General features: G+C 69.9%; 14 protein-coding genes. 7 read left to right on the forward strand and 7 right to left on the reverse strand.

The features are described from left to right. Positions 1 to 77: 77 nt before the first annotated feature. From OG520_RS14510 to OG520_RS14520, 3 genes are read left to right on the forward strand one after another with little or no spacing between them, the layout of a single operon-like run. Complete coding sequence (locus OG520_RS14510; RefSeq protein ID WP_406013442.1) at positions 78 to 2,078, forward strand: hypothetical protein; 2,001 nt, start codon at positions 78 to 80, stop codon at positions 2,076 to 2,078. 46 nt (positions 2,079 to 2,124) lie between these two features. Continuing rightward, complete coding sequence (locus OG520_RS14515) at positions 2,125 to 2,706, forward strand: hypothetical protein (protein ID WP_266414924.1); 582 nt, start codon at positions 2,125 to 2,127, stop codon at positions 2,704 to 2,706. Between the two features lie 20 nt (positions 2,707 to 2,726). After that, entirely contained in the window at positions 2,727 to 3,176 is a 450-nt protein-coding gene (locus OG520_RS14520) for a DUF3592 domain-containing protein (RefSeq protein WP_406013443.1), read from the forward strand. A 36-nt stretch (positions 3,177 to 3,212) separates the two neighbouring features. On the opposite strand, the gene OG520_RS14525 is transcribed toward OG520_RS14520, so the two are convergent. From OG520_RS14525 to OG520_RS14535, 3 genes are all read right to left on the reverse strand, one after another. Beyond that, on the reverse strand, positions 3,213 to 3,941 hold the full coding sequence (locus tag OG520_RS14525) for an Imm52 family immunity protein (RefSeq protein WP_406013444.1): 729 nt from the start codon (positions 3,939 to 3,941) through the stop codon (positions 3,213 to 3,215). A 51-nt stretch (positions 3,942 to 3,992) separates the two neighbouring features. After that, entirely contained in the window at positions 3,993 to 6,308 is a 2,316-nt protein-coding gene (locus tag OG520_RS14530; protein WP_406013445.1) for a Tox-REase-5 domain-containing protein, read from the reverse strand. A 352-nt stretch (positions 6,309 to 6,660) separates the two neighbouring features. Then, a complete protein-coding gene (locus OG520_RS14535) occupies positions 6,661 to 7,254 on the reverse strand; it encodes a hypothetical protein (protein ID WP_266414932.1) in 594 nt (197 codons plus the stop codon). A 222-nt stretch (positions 7,255 to 7,476) separates the two neighbouring features. Here OG520_RS14535 and OG520_RS14540 point away from each other — a divergent pair, with 222 nt between their 5' ends. Next, entirely contained in the window at positions 7,477 to 7,980 is a 504-nt protein-coding gene (locus OG520_RS14540) for a DinB family protein (protein ID WP_266414935.1), read from the forward strand. A gap of 93 nt (positions 7,981 to 8,073) precedes the next feature. Here OG520_RS14540 and OG520_RS14545 read toward each other — a convergent pair whose 3' ends face one another. Beyond that, on the reverse strand, positions 8,074 to 8,943 hold the full coding sequence (locus OG520_RS14545; RefSeq protein WP_406013446.1) for an LLM class F420-dependent oxidoreductase: 870 nt from the start codon (positions 8,941 to 8,943) through the stop codon (positions 8,074 to 8,076). Positions 8,944 to 9,135: 192 nt separating this feature from the next. On the opposite strand from OG520_RS14545, the gene OG520_RS14550 reads away from it, so the two are divergent. Continuing rightward, positions 9,136 to 9,597, forward strand: a complete 462-nt coding sequence (locus tag OG520_RS14550; RefSeq protein ID WP_406013447.1) for an HAD family hydrolase — start codon at positions 9,136 to 9,138, stop codon at positions 9,595 to 9,597. A 68-nt stretch (positions 9,598 to 9,665) separates the two neighbouring features. Here the strand turns inward: OG520_RS14550 and OG520_RS14555 are convergent, their stop codons facing one another. The 3 genes from OG520_RS14555 to OG520_RS14565 all read right to left on the reverse strand — a co-directional run bounded on the left by OG520_RS14555 (position 9,666) and on the right by OG520_RS14565 (position 11,776). Further along, positions 9,666 to 10,211, reverse strand: coding sequence for a hypothetical protein (locus OG520_RS14555; protein ID WP_406013448.1), 546 nt, complete (start codon positions 10,209 to 10,211; stop codon positions 9,666 to 9,668). Then, entirely contained in the window at positions 10,208 to 11,389 is a 1,182-nt protein-coding gene (locus tag OG520_RS14560; protein WP_406013449.1) for a helix-turn-helix domain-containing protein, read from the reverse strand. Before OG520_RS14560 ends, OG520_RS14555 begins: the two co-directional genes overlap by 4 nt. Positions 11,390 to 11,461: 72 nt before the next feature. Continuing rightward, positions 11,462 to 11,776, reverse strand: coding sequence for a hypothetical protein (locus OG520_RS14565; protein ID WP_406013450.1), 315 nt, complete (start codon positions 11,774 to 11,776; stop codon positions 11,462 to 11,464). A gap of 150 nt (positions 11,777 to 11,926) precedes the next feature. Between OG520_RS14565 and OG520_RS14570 the strand changes: the two genes are divergently transcribed. After that, the gene (locus OG520_RS14570) at positions 11,927 to 14,524 is read left to right on the forward strand and encodes an MDR family MFS transporter (RefSeq protein WP_406013451.1); all 2,598 of its coding nucleotides are present in this window, start codon (positions 11,927 to 11,929) and stop codon (positions 14,522 to 14,524) included. Positions 14,525 to 14,623: 99 nt separating this feature from the next. Then, complete coding sequence (locus tag OG520_RS14575; RefSeq protein WP_406013452.1) at positions 14,624 to 15,883, forward strand: serine hydrolase domain-containing protein; 1,260 nt, start codon at positions 14,624 to 14,626, stop codon at positions 15,881 to 15,883. Positions 15,884 to 15,903 lie beyond the last annotated feature (20 nt).

Genomic DNA, 15,903 nt, shown 5'->3' on the forward strand with positions numbered 1-15,903 from the left:
TCCGTACGCTCACGTCCACACCCGCATGCAGAACCGCGGGCACAGGCATGGCAAGTGGGCGTCGGAGAGGAAGAACCGTGACTGGTGGCGGGGGCTGGGGAAGCGGAGGCGCGGGCCACATACCGCCGGGGAACGGGGGTGGTGGTACCGGCGCGAGCGGTGGCGTGTTCTTCGCCCTGACCCGCAGCTGGGCCGCCGGCGCCCTGGTCTACATCGCCGCCGGTTATCTGGTCTCGCGCGGACTGGTCGAGCTGTTGGCCACCGACGAGCGGCTCGCGAGCTTCGGCTGGCGGCTGGCCCTGCTGCACGTCCCCAACGTCATCACGACCGTCCTCACGGTCCTGGCCTCCGCCCGCGTCCTGCCCGACGAGCACCGCGAATCCCGTCCGCTGACGCTCCTCGCCGCCCTCACCGTCCCGCTGGCCGCGCTCGTCTACGGACTGGCCGTGTCCTGGCATCTCGTGGACGTCGAGGGCACGTTGATGCCGATCGTCGCGCTGGCGACCGGCGCGGCGGCGGGGCTGGCCGTCGACCGGCTGCTGGACGACCGCGCGGACGAGCCGGAGCCCGCCCCGTACCGCCCGTACTCCTGGCGGGACGGCGGCGCCACGGCCATGGAGTACCTCGGGGTGGTCGTCCTCGTGGTCACGCTGATCGGCGCGATGGCCATGGCAGGTGTCGGCGGGCAGATCGGCGAGCGCATCCGCTGCGCGATCAGCTCGATGGGCGGCGGCGGTGGCGGCTGCTCCGCCGGCGGCGGGGAAACCACCGCGAAGCCGAAGACGGACGCCGACTACGAGCCCAAGATGTGCCAGGTCTCCAGCATCTCCGACAACGTCGGCGACAAGGTCAAGATCGGCTGGTTCGAGTGGGGCAACGAGTACGGCTTCCAGCAGAAGGTCAGCCAGGCCAAGACGGACGTGAACGGGGACGGCACGGTCGACGAGAACGACAAGCTGGTCTACATGACGTTCACGGACGCCGCCTCGGCCGGTGCCACCGCCAGCACCCCCGGCGTCAAGCTCGGCAAGCTGGGCAAGGCCGATGTGGACGTCGGCGGCGGCATCAAGATCACCAACGGTGACACCTGGGTCTTCAAGAGCGAGGAGGACGCCAAGAAGATGCGGGACGACATCGAGGAAATGAAGATGTGGGAGACCTCTACCAAGTACAGCGGCGGCTACGGCGGCGGCTGGTACTCCGGGATGAAGTGGGCCGACAAGAAGAAGGACGTCGAGAAGAAGATCGGGGACAAGAAGATCTCCTACTCGACCGTCGGTCTCAACGCCTACGCGGACGGCGGACTCTCCATCAGCGCGGGCGACGAGGCCAAGCTCGGCGCGAAGCTCGGCGGCAAGGCGAAGTTCTCCCCCGAGGTGACCATCACCAAGGACGACGTCAACGGCAACGAGTCGTACACGTACACCGCCAAGCTCGACCTGGAGGGCAAGGTCAGCGGTTCGGCCGGTCCGCTGGGCGGCGCGGCCTCCGCGAAGGACAGCCGGACCGGGGCGGTCACCGTCACCCGTGACCAGAAGACCGGGAAGATCGTCCGCATCGACATGACCCAGACCGTCGAGAACGGTTCGACGACCGACAAGGGCGACATCAGCGGCGACAACGGCAAGAAGGACGGCGACAAGCGCGGCGGCAAGGTCAGCGGCTCCGACTCCTCCGGCGACACCGCCATCGAGGTCAGGACGAACTCGATCGTCTTCGGCAAGGACACCGACAAGGCCACCGAGGACAAGCGGGCCATCGCCGAGCAGTGGCTGGACGGCTCCGGCAACAACACCGCCCCGTTCGAGTACATGTTCGGCGATCATTCTCTTCAGCAGAAGCCCACCGGAACCGACCCCTTCGACCAGCTGATGTACCAGGACGGCCTGTCGAGCACGATGAAGTACCACGGTCAGACGGACGCCCAGGAGTTCGGCTTCGAGGTCTCGCTCGGCATGAGTCTGGGATTCTCCATCTCCGACGAGCACAAGAAGGAGACACTGACGGACGCGCAGTTCCTCGGGGCTCCGCAGGGCGACAAGCGCTCGTACCTCCCGTACAGCTACTGCGCGAAGTAGCCCGTACGGGAAGCACCGACCACGCACGACGAAGAGGCGACAGGCGATGACGACGAAGAAGATGTACCGGGCGATCGGCGCGACCGCTGCCGCCGCCATCGGCCTCGCCCTGCTCACCGGCTGCGGCGGGGAGACCGCCGCGCTGCCGGAGGGCTGGAGCAAGCTCGACACCAAGAGCCTCTCCGTCGGCTACCCCGGGGACAAGGGCTACAAGGAACAGCCCGCGGCCGACCGGGCCAAGGCCAACGCGGCCGTCGCGCTCAAGGAGGAGGGCGGGCTGCGCACGGGCATGGTCTCCGTGCAGCTCGACTTCGCCACGGGCGTGGACAGCGCCGCCGAGGCGGCGTCCGCGGCGGGCGCCGGCATCGGTATCGGGGCGACCCGCAAGGGGACCGAGGAGGTGCGGCTCGCGGGTGCGGAGAGCGCCCGTGACGCACGCCGGATCGACTACGAGTTCACGTCGAACGGCGAGGAGCGGACCCCGGCGCAGGGCACCCGGATGACGGGGGTCGTGGTGGCGGGTGTCGATTCGAAGGATGTGCCGTTCGCGGTCCGGATCAATGCGGTGAAGGGCTCGCTGAGCCCGAAGGATCTCGACGCCTTCGTCGATTCGATCACGGTCAAGTAGCGGATCGGGAGCGCGCGTCCATGCAGATCCTGCCCGGCGGCACGGCCACGTTCCTGCTGCTGTTCGGCCTGTTCCTCGGCGCGTTCGCGATCCGTTCCGCGCTGCGTCTGAACCGGGTGCTGCGGCTGGTACGGCACGGCGAACGCGCCGAGGGGCGGTGCGCGGACCGCCGGACGGTCGACCGGGGGCCGGGCATGGAGCGGAGTTACGCCACCGAGTACGTCTTCGCGTTCCGCACCCGGGACGGCCGCGACATCGAGTTCACCGACCATGCCCCGGGCCCGTTCGGCTTCGAGGTCGGGGCGCCGGTCCGGGTCAGTTACGACCCGGCGGACCCGGCGAAGAACGCCACGGTGGCCGGGCCCGGGGCATGGGGTCCGGCGGTGATGCCCGCGGTGTTCGCGCTCGGGCTCGGGGTGTTCGCGGTGGGGCTGCTGCTGGGGTTCGCGGCGATGCGGGGCTGGCTCTGAGGCGTGTGCCTCCCCGGGGGGTGCGGGCCGCAGGGGTCAAAAGCGGTCCCGGTCGAACGGCACCGGGAGCTTCTCCAGCGCCCCGGCCTCCCGCAGCCGCGTGTTCGCCTCGATGATCGTCTCGATGTCCGGGGATTCCGTACCGCCACGGGTGAGGTCGATGACCAGCCCGCCGTGTGCGGTGCGGAGGTACGTTCCGGGCAGCCCCTCGGGGGCGAGGGCGGCACGGCCGGCGGAGAGGAAGACCGCACGGCCGCAGCGGGGGTCGCTGTTCGCCAGGTCGAACCGCTCGGCCACCGCCCGGTACTGGTGCCTGTCGTACGCCTGCCCGGCGTCGATCTCCCAGTGCTCCGCGAGGAGGCGCAGGATCTCCGGAGCGCGCCGGATCACCTCCGCGGTTTCGTCCACCTCGCGCGACCGGAAGGCGAGCGAGACGGAGTTCACCGCGTAGTGCGAGGTACTGCCCGCGTGAATCGCCATGGACACACGCGCCGCAGCGGGGTTCTGCGCCCACAGCGACGTCGTGTAGCCCACCACGTCGAGGTCGGGGCCCGTGTTCTTCCGCTCGATGTACTCCGCCAGTGCGGGGGCCGAGGGCTCCAGCACGGGATCGGACGGGAGGTCGTCGCCGGCCTCGTGCCACACGTCGAACGTCGGGCCGTCGATGTCCTTGAGCGCGGTGAGCGTGCCGGACCAGCGTTCGGCGATGCCCGGCACGGATTCCCCGCGAAGGCCCCAGAAGCCGTTGACCACGACGTTCAGCACGACACGTTCTCCCTCGGGCCTCAGGCCTCGGTTCGCCACCCCGTCCGGCGCTCAGCCGGTCACATCACCCGGGGTGTGGATCACCTTAACCGGGATGCCCCGGTCCTCGAACATTTCTCGCGCCGCTTCGGCGACGTCCGGATCGGAGAGATGCCACTCGACCGGTTTGCCGCGTGCCGCGTCGACCTGTCGGCGCGCCTGGTCCGCCCACCGGTCGGCGACCTTCGACGTGAGCGTCCCGGTGTCGGCGTTGTAGTAGTCCTTGCCCTTGTACCCGTACTTCGCCTCCAGGTACGTGCCCCGCGAGGCGTCCCAGCCATCGAAGTCGACCGGCTTCCCCGTGAGCTTGTCCAGCGGAACCCGGTACTCCTTCCCGCGGCCCACCTTGGAGATCTGCTCCTGGTAGCGGGCACCCATCTCGGTCGGGTAGTTCCAGACGCCGGGCTTGATCTCCTGCCAGTTGCCCGTGCCGCCGTCCTTGGCCCCGGCCGGCGGGTCCTTGAGGTCCTTGTACCAGGCCGGCTTCGGCTGGTCCTGAGCGGCTTCCAGGGCCTTACGGCGCTTGGCCGCGTCCGCGGCCTTCTTCGCCTCGTCGGCCAGCCTCTGCGCCTCGTCGGCGGCGGCCTTCTTCTCCGGGTCGACCTCGTCGCACTTCCCCATGAGGAAGCCGACGGGTACGGAGACGGGCGGGGCCGCGACGAGGCCGGTGCCCGAGCCGGGCAGTCCGACGCCCGCACCGCTGCCGTACGGGACCCGGACGCGACCGCCCATCCCGACCGTGCAGCCCTTGAGACCGGCCTGCTCGGCGGCGTCGTCGGCGTGCTGCTGCGCTTCCTTCGCGGCCTTCTCCGCGGCCGTGACATCGCCCGCCTTGGCGGCCTTCTTCGCCTTGGACGCGGCCTCTCCGGCCTTCTCGGCGACTTCGCCCAGCTTGCCGAGTTTCCCGAACTTGCCCAGCTTTCCGAACTTGCCGACGAGCTTGCCCTCGCCGTAACCCGGGATGAACAGCGAGCCGATGTTCCAGAGGCCGGTGCCGATCGCCTGGCCCTCGTTGCCGTTCTTCCACATGTCCCGGACTTCGTCGCCGATGAACATGTCGTCGAGGACCTTGCCGCCGGTGCCGCCGGACGCCTTGGTCCAGTCCCAGACCGCGCCGAGGTAGTCGCCCTTGGACCACTTGTCCCCGGCGCCCTTGGAGTCCTGGCTCCACTTGTCGCCGAGGCTCTTGCCGTAGTCCTTCAGGCCGTCCCACGCCTTGATGGGGTGGAAGATCGTGCCGATCGTGCCGGTGATGTCGCCCCACAGCCCGTCGCCGACCAGGCCCTTGAAGAAGCCGCCGGTCTGGTGCGCGGCGCAGGAGAAGAAGGCGCCGACGCCCGAGGTGCAGCTCTCGCCGGGCTTCTCGTCGCCACCGCCGCCGTCGTCCTGGTCGTCGCCGCCGTTCGGCTCCCCGGAGCTGTCCACGTCGTCGCCACCGTCGTCGACCTGGGTGGCGGTGTCACCTCCGCCGGAGCTTCCGGAACCGCCCGAGCCGGATCCCGAACCGTTGCCCGCGCTGCCCGCGTTGCCCGCTGAGCCGGTTCCGCCGGCCGTGCCGGTCCCACCGGCCGCGTTGGAGCCCCCGGCCGTGTCCGACCCGCCGGAACCGGAACTGGAGCCGGAACTGGAGCCGGAACCGGAGCCGGAACCTGCCGGGCCCGAACCCCCGGAGTCCGTACCGCCCGTGGCCACCGATCCGCCCGAGTCCGTACCACCGGACGCGGCCGACCCGCCGGTGTCCTTGCCGTGCCCCGCCTCCACGTTGCTGCCGGGCGCGGGGCAGGCGCTCCCGGTGAGCCGGCAGATCGCGTCCTGCATCCCACCGGTCAGCTGGGCGGCGATCCCCGTGACGACCAGTCCACCGATGAGGGCCACGACCACCAGGATCATGCCGAGGTATTCCATCGCGGTCTGACCGGCGTCGTCCCGGCGCCACTTGATCATGCGCGCGATGCTGAACCGCCGGTGCGGCAACCGCTGTTCGAGGGGCAGCTCGAACCATTCGCGCGCGCTCGACCGGAACAGCAGGACGATGACGGCGACCGGCATCACCAGCTGGGTGACACCGCGCCCGCCGCCGTCCCCGCCGAGGGTCGCCAGCGCGCCGAAGGTGAGCCAGACGTGTACGGCCAGCAGCCCGCGCCAGACCCAGATGCCGCCGGTACGCACATACAGCGAGAGGACGAACGCGAACACGCTCGGCAGCGCCGCGTACAGCAGCAGCCCGAACAGCTGGCCGTCGACCTCGTTGACCGCCGATGCCACCGTCAGCACACCGATGCCGCCCACGACGGCGGCCGCGAAGAGCAGCCGCACGAGGATCAGCACCGCCCGCAGCGGACGCGGCAAGGACTGCCTGCCCCCCTGCCGGCCCACGGCGACGCCCCCGCCGGCGACACCCCCACCGGCACCACCCGAAACCGCAAATCCGCCTATGCCAGACACGACGAGTCCCCCAGCTTGCCGGTGTACGGCCACAGTTCAGCCACTCCACGCATCCGACCACACCGGCACCCTTCGGGGCATGGGCCTCAGGACCCAATGCAAGGCTCAAAGTTGCCGATTCCGACGAAAGTCACGGAGCGAAGCCGAACCGAACCAAGCCGAGCCGAACCAAGCCGAGCCGAACCGAACCGAGCCGAACCGAACCGAGCGGCGAACCGACAGGCCGCCCCCGCCACTACCGGACGGGGACCTCGCTCCCGAACAGCATCCAGGGCGACTGGTCGTACGAGGCCACCCCCGCCAACTGCGGTTGCATCGCGGCGATCTCGTGCCGCACGGCCAGAGTGTCCGGCCAACTGTCGAAGTACGTCGTCCCGTTGATGACGACACCGCTCCAGTCCGTCGCCACGGAGGCGCCCTCGCGGTCGACAACGAAGCCGATGCAGAGCACGGAGGCCCGCCCTATCGCCTCCCTGATCGCCCTCGCGGCCACTTCCTGCTCGTCCCGGGTCAGCCGGCCGAAGCCGAATTCCAGCGCGACGACGCCGTCCCGCATCCGGCGGATGCGTGCGGGCACGTCGGTTCCGCTGTTCACCCACAACAGGAAGTCGACACTGTCGAGCCGCTGCAGTCCGGCCAGGAGTACGAGCTGCTCCCTGGTCACCCACGACGGGGTGCCGCGCGGGCCGGGCCCCGGCCCGAGGAGCGTGACCCGTCTCGTGATCGGGTGGCTGAGCCGCAGTCCCGCCGCGTCGAGATCGCTGAAGAGCGACTCGGAGTCCGGGCGGCTCCAGCCGAGGTGGTACGAGTAGAAGAAACCGTCACTCATCGACACATCACCCCATGAAGGACAGGTGGAGCGTGCAGTTCCAGGTGCGTGCGGGCACGCCGGGCCAGCGCCCGTGCCGGGCGCAGGTCAGATGGCTCGCAGTTGGTCGTGCACGAGCCTAATGAGGCCCGATCGCCGGGGCGTGGGCCCAGGGACCCAGGGGCGGGCCCCATTGGACAATGCGATGGACAGGAGGCGGTCCGACGCGGATCGTGTACGCCGATGACACGCACCGATTCGCCTCCCGCATGGGACGAGCGCACCCAGCTGGCCACCTTCCTCGACTACGTCCGCGACACCGCACGCGCGAAGTGCGAGGGCATCTCGCCGGACGATGCCCGCCGGGCCCCGCTGCCCGGCTCCCCCCTGATGACGATCGCCGGGCTGATCAACCACCTCAGCTGGGTCGAGTACCACTGGTTCGAGGTGGTGTTCCTCGGCGGTGAGGACGAGGGGCCGTGGACGGACGAGGACCCCGACCGCGAGATGCGCATCGCGGTGGACATGCCGCTCGCCGACGTGCTGTCGCTGTACGAGGAACGGACCTCCCGCTACCGCGAGTTGGTCGCCAACCACGACCTGGACACCTCGGCCGAGCGCCCGCGCGGCAACGGTACGCACCCCGACCTGCGCTGGATCGTCCTCCACCTGATCGAGGAGACCGCCCGGCACAACGGCCACCTCGACCTGATCCGGGAGATCGTCGACGGCACCACCGGCGTGTAGGCCTGCAAACGCGCAGGCGTGCGTGCAGGCGCGCGTGCAGGCGCGTAGGCGTGCAGGCGCGTAGGACCGTGCGGCGCGCAGCGCACCCGTCGGCTATCCGATCGCGGCGACGGCGGGTGCGATGCGCTCGGCGACCTGGTGGGTGAAGCTGACCGGGTGCCGGTCGGGCAGCAGCTGGATCTCGCTGATACCCAGGCCCGCGTACGCCTCGGCGTCGGCGAGGAACGCGGCCGGCTTGTCCAGCACCGGGCCGTTGTACATCACGGTCTTGGTGATGGCGTCGTAGTCACGGTCCTCCGCGTCACAGTGCGCGCGCAGCACGTCGAGCTTGTGGGCCACTTCCTCCTGGTCGGTGGCGAAGAGGTTGCAGGCATCCCCGTAGCGGGCGACCAGGAGCAGGGTCTTCTGCTCGCCCCCGCCGCCGATCATGATCGGCGGGTGCCCGCCGATCGGCTCGGGCACGCACAGCGTCTCGGCCAGTTGGTAGTGCCTGCCCCGGAACGGTCCGTTGTCGTCGCTCCACATCTGGAGGCAGATCCGGATCGTCTCCTCCAGCCGTTCGAACCGCTCGGCGACCGGGACCACCGGCACTCCGAGCCCGTACTGCTCCCGCTCGTACCAGGAGGCGCCGATGCCCAGCCTGGCCCTGCCGCCCGAGAGCACATCGAGGCTGGTGACGATCTTCGCCAGAAGTCCGGGGTGCCGGTACATCACGCCCGTGACCATCAGGCCGAGCGTCATCCGCTGGCTCACCGCGGCGACATAGCCGAGCGTGGTGTACCCCTCCAGCATCGGGTCGTCGGCGACGCTCTGCCCGGTCTCCATCTGGAAGTAGTGGTCCATCACGGTGAAGGACGCGATCTCCGCCTGCTCGGCGATCCGCACCGACTCCGCGAGCGTGGGCGCGATGAGCGCGGGGTCGGCCGGTGTCGAGTAGTTCCAGTAGTGCAGACCGAGCTTCATGTCCCGCCTCCCGCCCGACGCGCTCGACCACCTTGCGTAGTCGGCTGTCACGCTACGCGAGGTGCCGGTCGTCGGCATGTCGGACGAGGTGCCGAAACGACGTGTCCTGCGGCCGGGCGGGCGGACCGCCTCTTCGCCCAGAGCTCCCCGCGCGATCACGCCCGGATCACGGGCCGGAACGACACGGAACGCGTGGCGGAGCTCGGTGACGAGTTCTTCCGCCGGGTCGACGAGGGCGCGCCCCTGCGCCCCGGCGCCCAGCGGCTGTTGTCGCAGCTGGCGGACCAGGGCGTCCCCTTCGCGCTGGTGAGCGCCTCCCCGAGAACGGTGGTCGACTCGGTGGCCCGGGGAGCGCTGGCGCATGTGCCGTTCGCGTTCACCCTCTCGGCCGACGACACCGTACGAACCAAGCCCCACCCGGACCCCTACCGGGCCGCGGCGGAGCGTTTCGGGGTGCCCCCGGCGGCGTGTGTCGCCGTCGAGGACTCACCGGACGGCGCCGCCTCGGCCGAGGCGGCGGGCTGCGCGCTCCTCGTGGTGCCCTCCCTGCTCCCCGTACCGCCCTCGCCGCGACGGATCTTCGCCGACAGCCTCGACGAGATCGACGCGGCGGACCTGCACCGCTATGTGGAAGCTGGACCGCAGGAGGGCTGAGGGCGGCGTCCGGGCCGGGCGGGGCGCATGTCCATCGGGAGGCGACAGGCAATACCCGGGCTGCCCACTCACAGCAGAAGGTCTTCCGCTCTCTGCGGCACTCCCCGTAGATGGCGGTCGGCGTCCATCATGGCAATCAGCAGTCGGTGCCCTTCGCGGGCCATGATCAAGTTGTCCACAACTGCCTCACGCATGAGGTCGACCGTGTCCTTGACTCTGATGCCTTTTCGCCGCGCGTAGTGACCGGCTTCTCCGTCATCCGTGATCCATACGGAAGTCGAGAGCTCAGCACGCCGCTCGATGACGACCAGGGTCTCGGCTTCTCCAAGGTGCTGGAGAGGTCGAGACGGAGATCCAGCGAAGACCACTCGGCGTAATCGGTCCACCAACGCGGTTTCGGCCGGGTCATCGATCTCGATGGGCTCGCCGAGCCAACCGTCATCGGCCACCTGGCGCAGCTTGGGCCAGTACCGGGTCGACTGCTCGGCCTCGGCTGCTACGGCTTGAGTCCAGCGGCCGCGGCCGTCGAGGACTTTCTCCAGCAGCGCCAGTCGGTCGACTGCTGCGAAGTTGCACAGAACGGTGTTGTCGGGAAACCAGCAGTTCCGCGTCATGGCTGAAAGACCAGGTCCCCCTCTTCCGTCTCAACGACGAGCGCGGGTCCAGGTCCGGGCTCGCGCTCGGGCTCGAGCTCCGCCCGAAGCTTGTCGGTGTCCCAGCCCGTGTACGCAGCCAACGGCCGCAGTGTGGTCTCTCCGGCGAGGTATCCCTCGTACAGCAACTCGGCCGGGCGGAACGGGAGTCGCATGGCTTGCGACCACGCGACTTCCGCCGCGTACCGATCACTCTGGCCGGTGAGAAGGTGACAGGTCTCTGTCGAGATACCGCGCAGCTTGGCGCTCGCGCCGGAGTCGATGAATCCCAGTTGCGAGAGCCTGGCGGCAAGAGCACTCGGTGACACCTTGAAGCGCACCACGAGCGACCTGAGCTCCTCGTCCGTGAGACCGCGATCCCGCACCGCAGCGGTGATCTCGCCGCGGGCCATCAACAGATTCGCCGCGAACACATTGGCCCGGATCTCGGTCATGTCCTTCTGGTGTCCGGGCGACAAGTGGGTCTCGGCGACGAGATCCTGCGCGTCCGCAGCCAGAATGTGGCCGAGCTCGTGAGCGAGTGTGAAGCGCTGGCGCGTGGGCACCTTCGTCCGGCCGATCATGATGAGACGGAATCCCTCCGCCTGCCATGCCGCCCCGTCGATTCCCTGAGACAGGTCGACCTTCGCCACGTCGACGCCGAAAGCAGCCTCGAAGGCAGGGAGAAGCTCGGCGGTCTCCATATCGCAGACCGGCGGTGAACCGGCGGCCGCGAGCCGGGCCGCGGCATCGTCGGCAAGTGCCACGCCCTGATCCACGAAACGGGGCAGTTCGGTCCGGACTGCCGGAAGATCCGGCAGTCCGGGCGAACGACCCAGCAACGACAACACCTCGTGCGCCGCCGTGAACCGCTCCACAAGGCCTTTCAGCTCGTCTCGGGCCTGACCGCCGACCGCCCCACTGCTGGTGCGGGCCGCGAAGGACGGACGAAGAGGCTCACGCCCGGTCAGCAGCCAGTCGACCGTGGTACTGCCGAACTCCGCGATCCGGGCGAGGTCGAGAGACGTGAACCGCCGGATACCGCCGAGGGACTTCGAGAGTTTGTCAGGGGTCACCCCTATCGCCTCGGCGAACGCCGTCTGGCTGACCGAGGCGACTTCCATGACTCTGCGCACACGATCGATCACAATTTCGGTCATATGGCGAGCCTACGACCGTGTTGCGAAAATCGCAACGCTCCGACACTCGCCCCGACCTCCGGGCACCCCCGGTTACTCGGGCCGGCAGGAGCCGACTTCGTCCAGGTGGATGACGGCGGGCGGCTCCGTGCAGATCTCGCTCAGGGCGGCGCGGTAGCGCTGGAACGAGGCCTGTCGGTGGTGGGAAGCCGCCACCGGGCCGCCCTCGGACTCGACCAGGGCCAGGGAGTCGGCACCGCCGTCGAGCCGGAGGGTGTCGTAGCGCAGGCCGTCCGGCCGGTCCCGGTGCAGGTCCGTGCAGACGGCGCGCAGCGACTCCACGCCCTCCTCCGCCCGGCCCGCCGCGGTGGGGCCGGACGGACGGACGATCGCACCGCGCGAGGCCATCGCCCTGGAGGGCGGCGCCTGCCCCTCGGCGCCCCGGAGGGGGCAAGAGCTACCGACACGTCCGCCAGGTGTGCGACCCCGCGGACACAAACACCGATCGTTCACCGCGACTCGGCACCACATGTTGGATACCTCAACTATCTTATTGCCGTGGACCAGTTGATCGCCGAAGATCCCATACACATCGGCCCGTACCGCCTGATAGCCCGTCTGGGTGCGGGCGGCATGGGCCTGGTGTACCTCGGCCGTTCGGAAGCCGGACGGACCGTGGCCGTGAAGGTGGTGCAGGCCGAACACGCCCAGCACCCCGAATTCCGCAAGCGGTTCGCTCGTGAGGTGGCGGCCGCCCGGCGGGTGGGCGGGACGTGGACGGCGGCCGTGCTCGACGCCGACACCGAGGCAGAGGTGCCGTGGGTGGCGACCCAGTACATCCCCGGGCCCGATCTCACCACCGTGGTCTCCAAGGACTTCGGACCGCTCCCCGAGCACTCGGTCCGCACCCTCGCCAACCGCCTGGCCGCGGCCCTGCAATCGGTGCACGGCGCGGGCCTGATCCACCGCGACCTGAAACCGTCCAACGTGCTGGTGACGGTGGACGGGCCGCGCGTCATCGACTTCGGTATCGCGCGGGCCATGGACAGCCTCGCCGGAGACAGCCTGCACACCCGCACCGGGATGCTGATCGGCTCCCCCGGCTTCATGTCGCCCGAGCAGGTGCGCGGACTCGAACTCACCCCGGCCAGCGATGTGTTCTGCCTGGGCGCGGTCCTCGTCCACGCCGCCACCGGCCGCCTCCTCTTCGGCGCCACGGAGACCGGATTGAACGCGCACCTCTTCCGGATCGCGGAGGAGGAAGCGGACCTGACCGGCGTGCCGGAGTCGCTCGTCGACCTCGTACGCGCATGTCTGCACAAGGACCCGGCGCAGCGGCCCACGCCCGCCGACGTGGCCGCGCGCACGGCCGCCGACCCGGACGGCGAGTGGCTGCCCGGGTCGGTGCTCGCCCAACTCGGGCGCCACGCGGCCCAGTTGCTCGACTTCGCCCCGGAGACCAGGACCACGCGGCCGGATCCGCGCGTCCCGGCCCAGCCGCAGCCCGCCGACCGGCCCCGGCCGCTCCCGCCGCAGCCCGCGTACACCCCGACGACACCGGCGGACCGCCACCCGTCCGCGGGGTTCGGACCGCCCCCGGGCCCGCCGGTGCCGTCGTTCCCGGCCGGCGCCCAGGCTCCGCACCCCATGCGGTGGTGGGGGCTGGGGATGGCCGCGCTGGCGCAACTGCTGGTGCTGATCGGTACGTCGATCACGAACACCGCGCTGCCGGCCATCTACACCGACCTGGGCGCCTCCTCCGACGACCTGCGCCTGTTCTCCACCGCCTACATGCTGGCCTTCGGCGTGCTGCTGCTGCTCGGCGGGCACCTCTGCGATCTCGCGGGCCGCAAACGGGTGTTCATCATCGGTTCGGCCGGTTTCGCGGCGGCCTTCGTGATCGCGGGCCTGGCCCCCTCTGCCGGCCTGCTCATCCTCGCCAGCACCTTGCAGGGCATGTCCGCCGCACTGCTCTCGTCGTCCGCGCTGGCCCTGGTGTCCGCCGGCTTCAGCGATCCGAAGGAGCGCGGCAGGGCCTTCGGGATCTACGCCGCGGTCGCCGGCGGTGGCCTGGCGTTCGGCATGTTCGCGAGCACATGGATGGTCGACAGCCTGAGCTGGCGCCTGTGCATGTACGCCGCTGCCGCGCTCGCTCTGCTCCTCGCGATCTGCGCGGCCCCCCTGGTGCACGACCCGCACCCGGTCCGCACCCCTGCCCGCCCCGACGTACCGGGTCTGCTGTTCGGCACCGGCGGGCTCACCGCACTCGCCTTCGGCTTCGACAGGGCCGAGGTGGTCTACGACGGCGGCACGGCCGGTACGGCGGGCTGGACCACCCCTCTGACCCTGATCCTCCTAGTGGGCGGCGCCCTCCTGCTGGTGGCCTTCGCGTGGCGGCAGAACAGTTCACCCAGCCCGCTCGTCCCGGCGCATGTCCTCAGGGACCGTAACCGGGTGGGCTCCCTCCTCACTCTGGCCTTCCTCGGCCTGGGCCTGCTCGTCACGTTCCTGATCCTGACCAGGTACCTCCAGGGCGTCCTCGACTACCCCCTGGCCAGGAGCAGTGCGGCCCTGCTGCCCATGGCCGCCGCGGCCGTCATCGCCTCCACCCAGGTCTCCGGGCGTCTGTGCCACCGGCTGGCGCCCCGCAATCTGATCGTGCCGGGCCTGCTGCTGACGGCGGTCGGCCTGGCGATCCTGACCGGGATCGATGCCGACAGCGCGTACACCGCCCAGGTACTGCCGGGCACGCTGCTCATCGGCTTCGGTGCCGGCCTGGCCTTCACGCCGCTCTTCACCACCGCGACCGGCGGAATCGTCCCGCAGGACTCCGGCGGGACCTCGGCGATGGTCCTCGCAGCCCAGAATCTGGGCGGCTGGGCCGCCTGGCCCGTGTTCGGCACCGTCCTCGCCTCGGCGATCTCCGCGCGACTGTCCGATGCGCCGGACATTCCCGCTCCGCTGGTCAATGCGGCCAAGGCCGGTATCCCGCTCAGCAGGCACAGCCTGCCGGAATCTTTCTCCGGCAGTCTGGAGCAGGTCAACAAGGCAGTCGTGGGCGGGTACTCCGTCGCCCTCTGGTGGACGGTCGGCCTCACACTGTTCGCGAGCCTGCTCGCCGGCCTGCTGGTCACGGCCAGGGCTCCCAAGCGGTGACCCCGGCGGGCCCCAACGATCAACCCCGGAACCCGCGTCGAGCGTCACTGGCACCGAGGGGGCAGCACCTGCCCCCTCGGTGACCTGGAGGCAAGACGCATGAGGCAACGGGCTACACGTATCTCCTTACTCGCTCTGGCGGTGACCGCGGCCATGGGAGCGTCCGCGTTCACCCCGCCCGCACACGCTGTACAGCCACCGCAGAGCCACGAGACGACCCGGGCCGCACTGCGGGACGTGGTCGAGAAGGGCGGACAACCCGGAGTCGCCGCCAAGACACTGGACGGCAGGAACAATTGGTACGGAGCGGCCGGTCACGCCGACACCGCCACCGGCCGCGAGCGTTCGCCCGGCGACCACTTCCGCGGGGCCAGCATCACCAAGACGTTCATCGCGACCGTCCTGCTCCAGCTGGAGGCGGAGGGGAAGCTGAGCCTGGACGACTCGGTCGAGACATGGCTCCCCGGCCTGGTGCGGGGCAACGGGTACGACGGAAGCAGGATCACCCTGCGCCAACTGCTCAACCACACCAGCGGCATCGCCAACCACACCTCGGACCCCGAGTTCGTGCACGACGCCGCCGGCCCCGGCTTCCCGGAGCACCGGTACGACACCCACACGCCCGAGGAACTGGTGACCATCGCGCTGAAGTACCCACCGCGGCCCGATCCGGAGAAGGCGCCGTTGTACTCGAACACCAACTTCGTCATAGCCGGAATGGTCATCGAGAAGGCGACGGGCCATACGTACGCACAGGAGGCCGCCTGCCGCATCATCCGGCCGCTGAAGCTGCGCGGGACGTCGTTCCCCGGCACCGCACCACAGCTGCCGGACCCGCACCCCGTCGGCTACTCCCGCTTCCACCAGGACGCCCCCGACGCCGAGATCCACGACGCCACCGAACAGAACATGACGTGGCTGGGCGCGTCCGGCGACATCATCTCCACCACCGGCGACCTCAACCGATTCCAACACGCCCTGATGCGTGGTGAGTTGCTGCCCGCCGCACAGATGAAGGAAATGCTCGCCGAGGTACCGGCGGGCGATGGGGCCGGGTACGGACTCGGGGTCGAGTTCGCGGAGCTGTCCTGCGGCGTGAAGGTGGTGGGCAAGAGCGGCCGCACGAACGGCTCCCTGTCCGCGATGGTCGGCACGCAGGACGGGAAGCACCAGCTGACGTTCAACGTCAACGGTGACTGGCTGGTCGGATCGCTCTACGTCGATGTGATCGAGGCGGAGTTCTGCGGCAAGACCCCGGCCGCCACGAACAAGGCATCACTCTCGGCGGAACGGCTCCCCGCCCCTCCCTCCGACTCCCTCCCCGAGTCCTTCGCCGCTCTTCCTCGTTCCGGGGACTGAGCGCACCGGGCCACGTGACC

Origin of the sequence: Streptomyces sp. NBC_00984 (assembly GCF_045162475.1) — a bacterium.
In the GTDB taxonomy this organism is placed as follows: Bacteria; Actinomycetota; Actinomycetes; order Streptomycetales; family Streptomycetaceae; genus Streptomyces.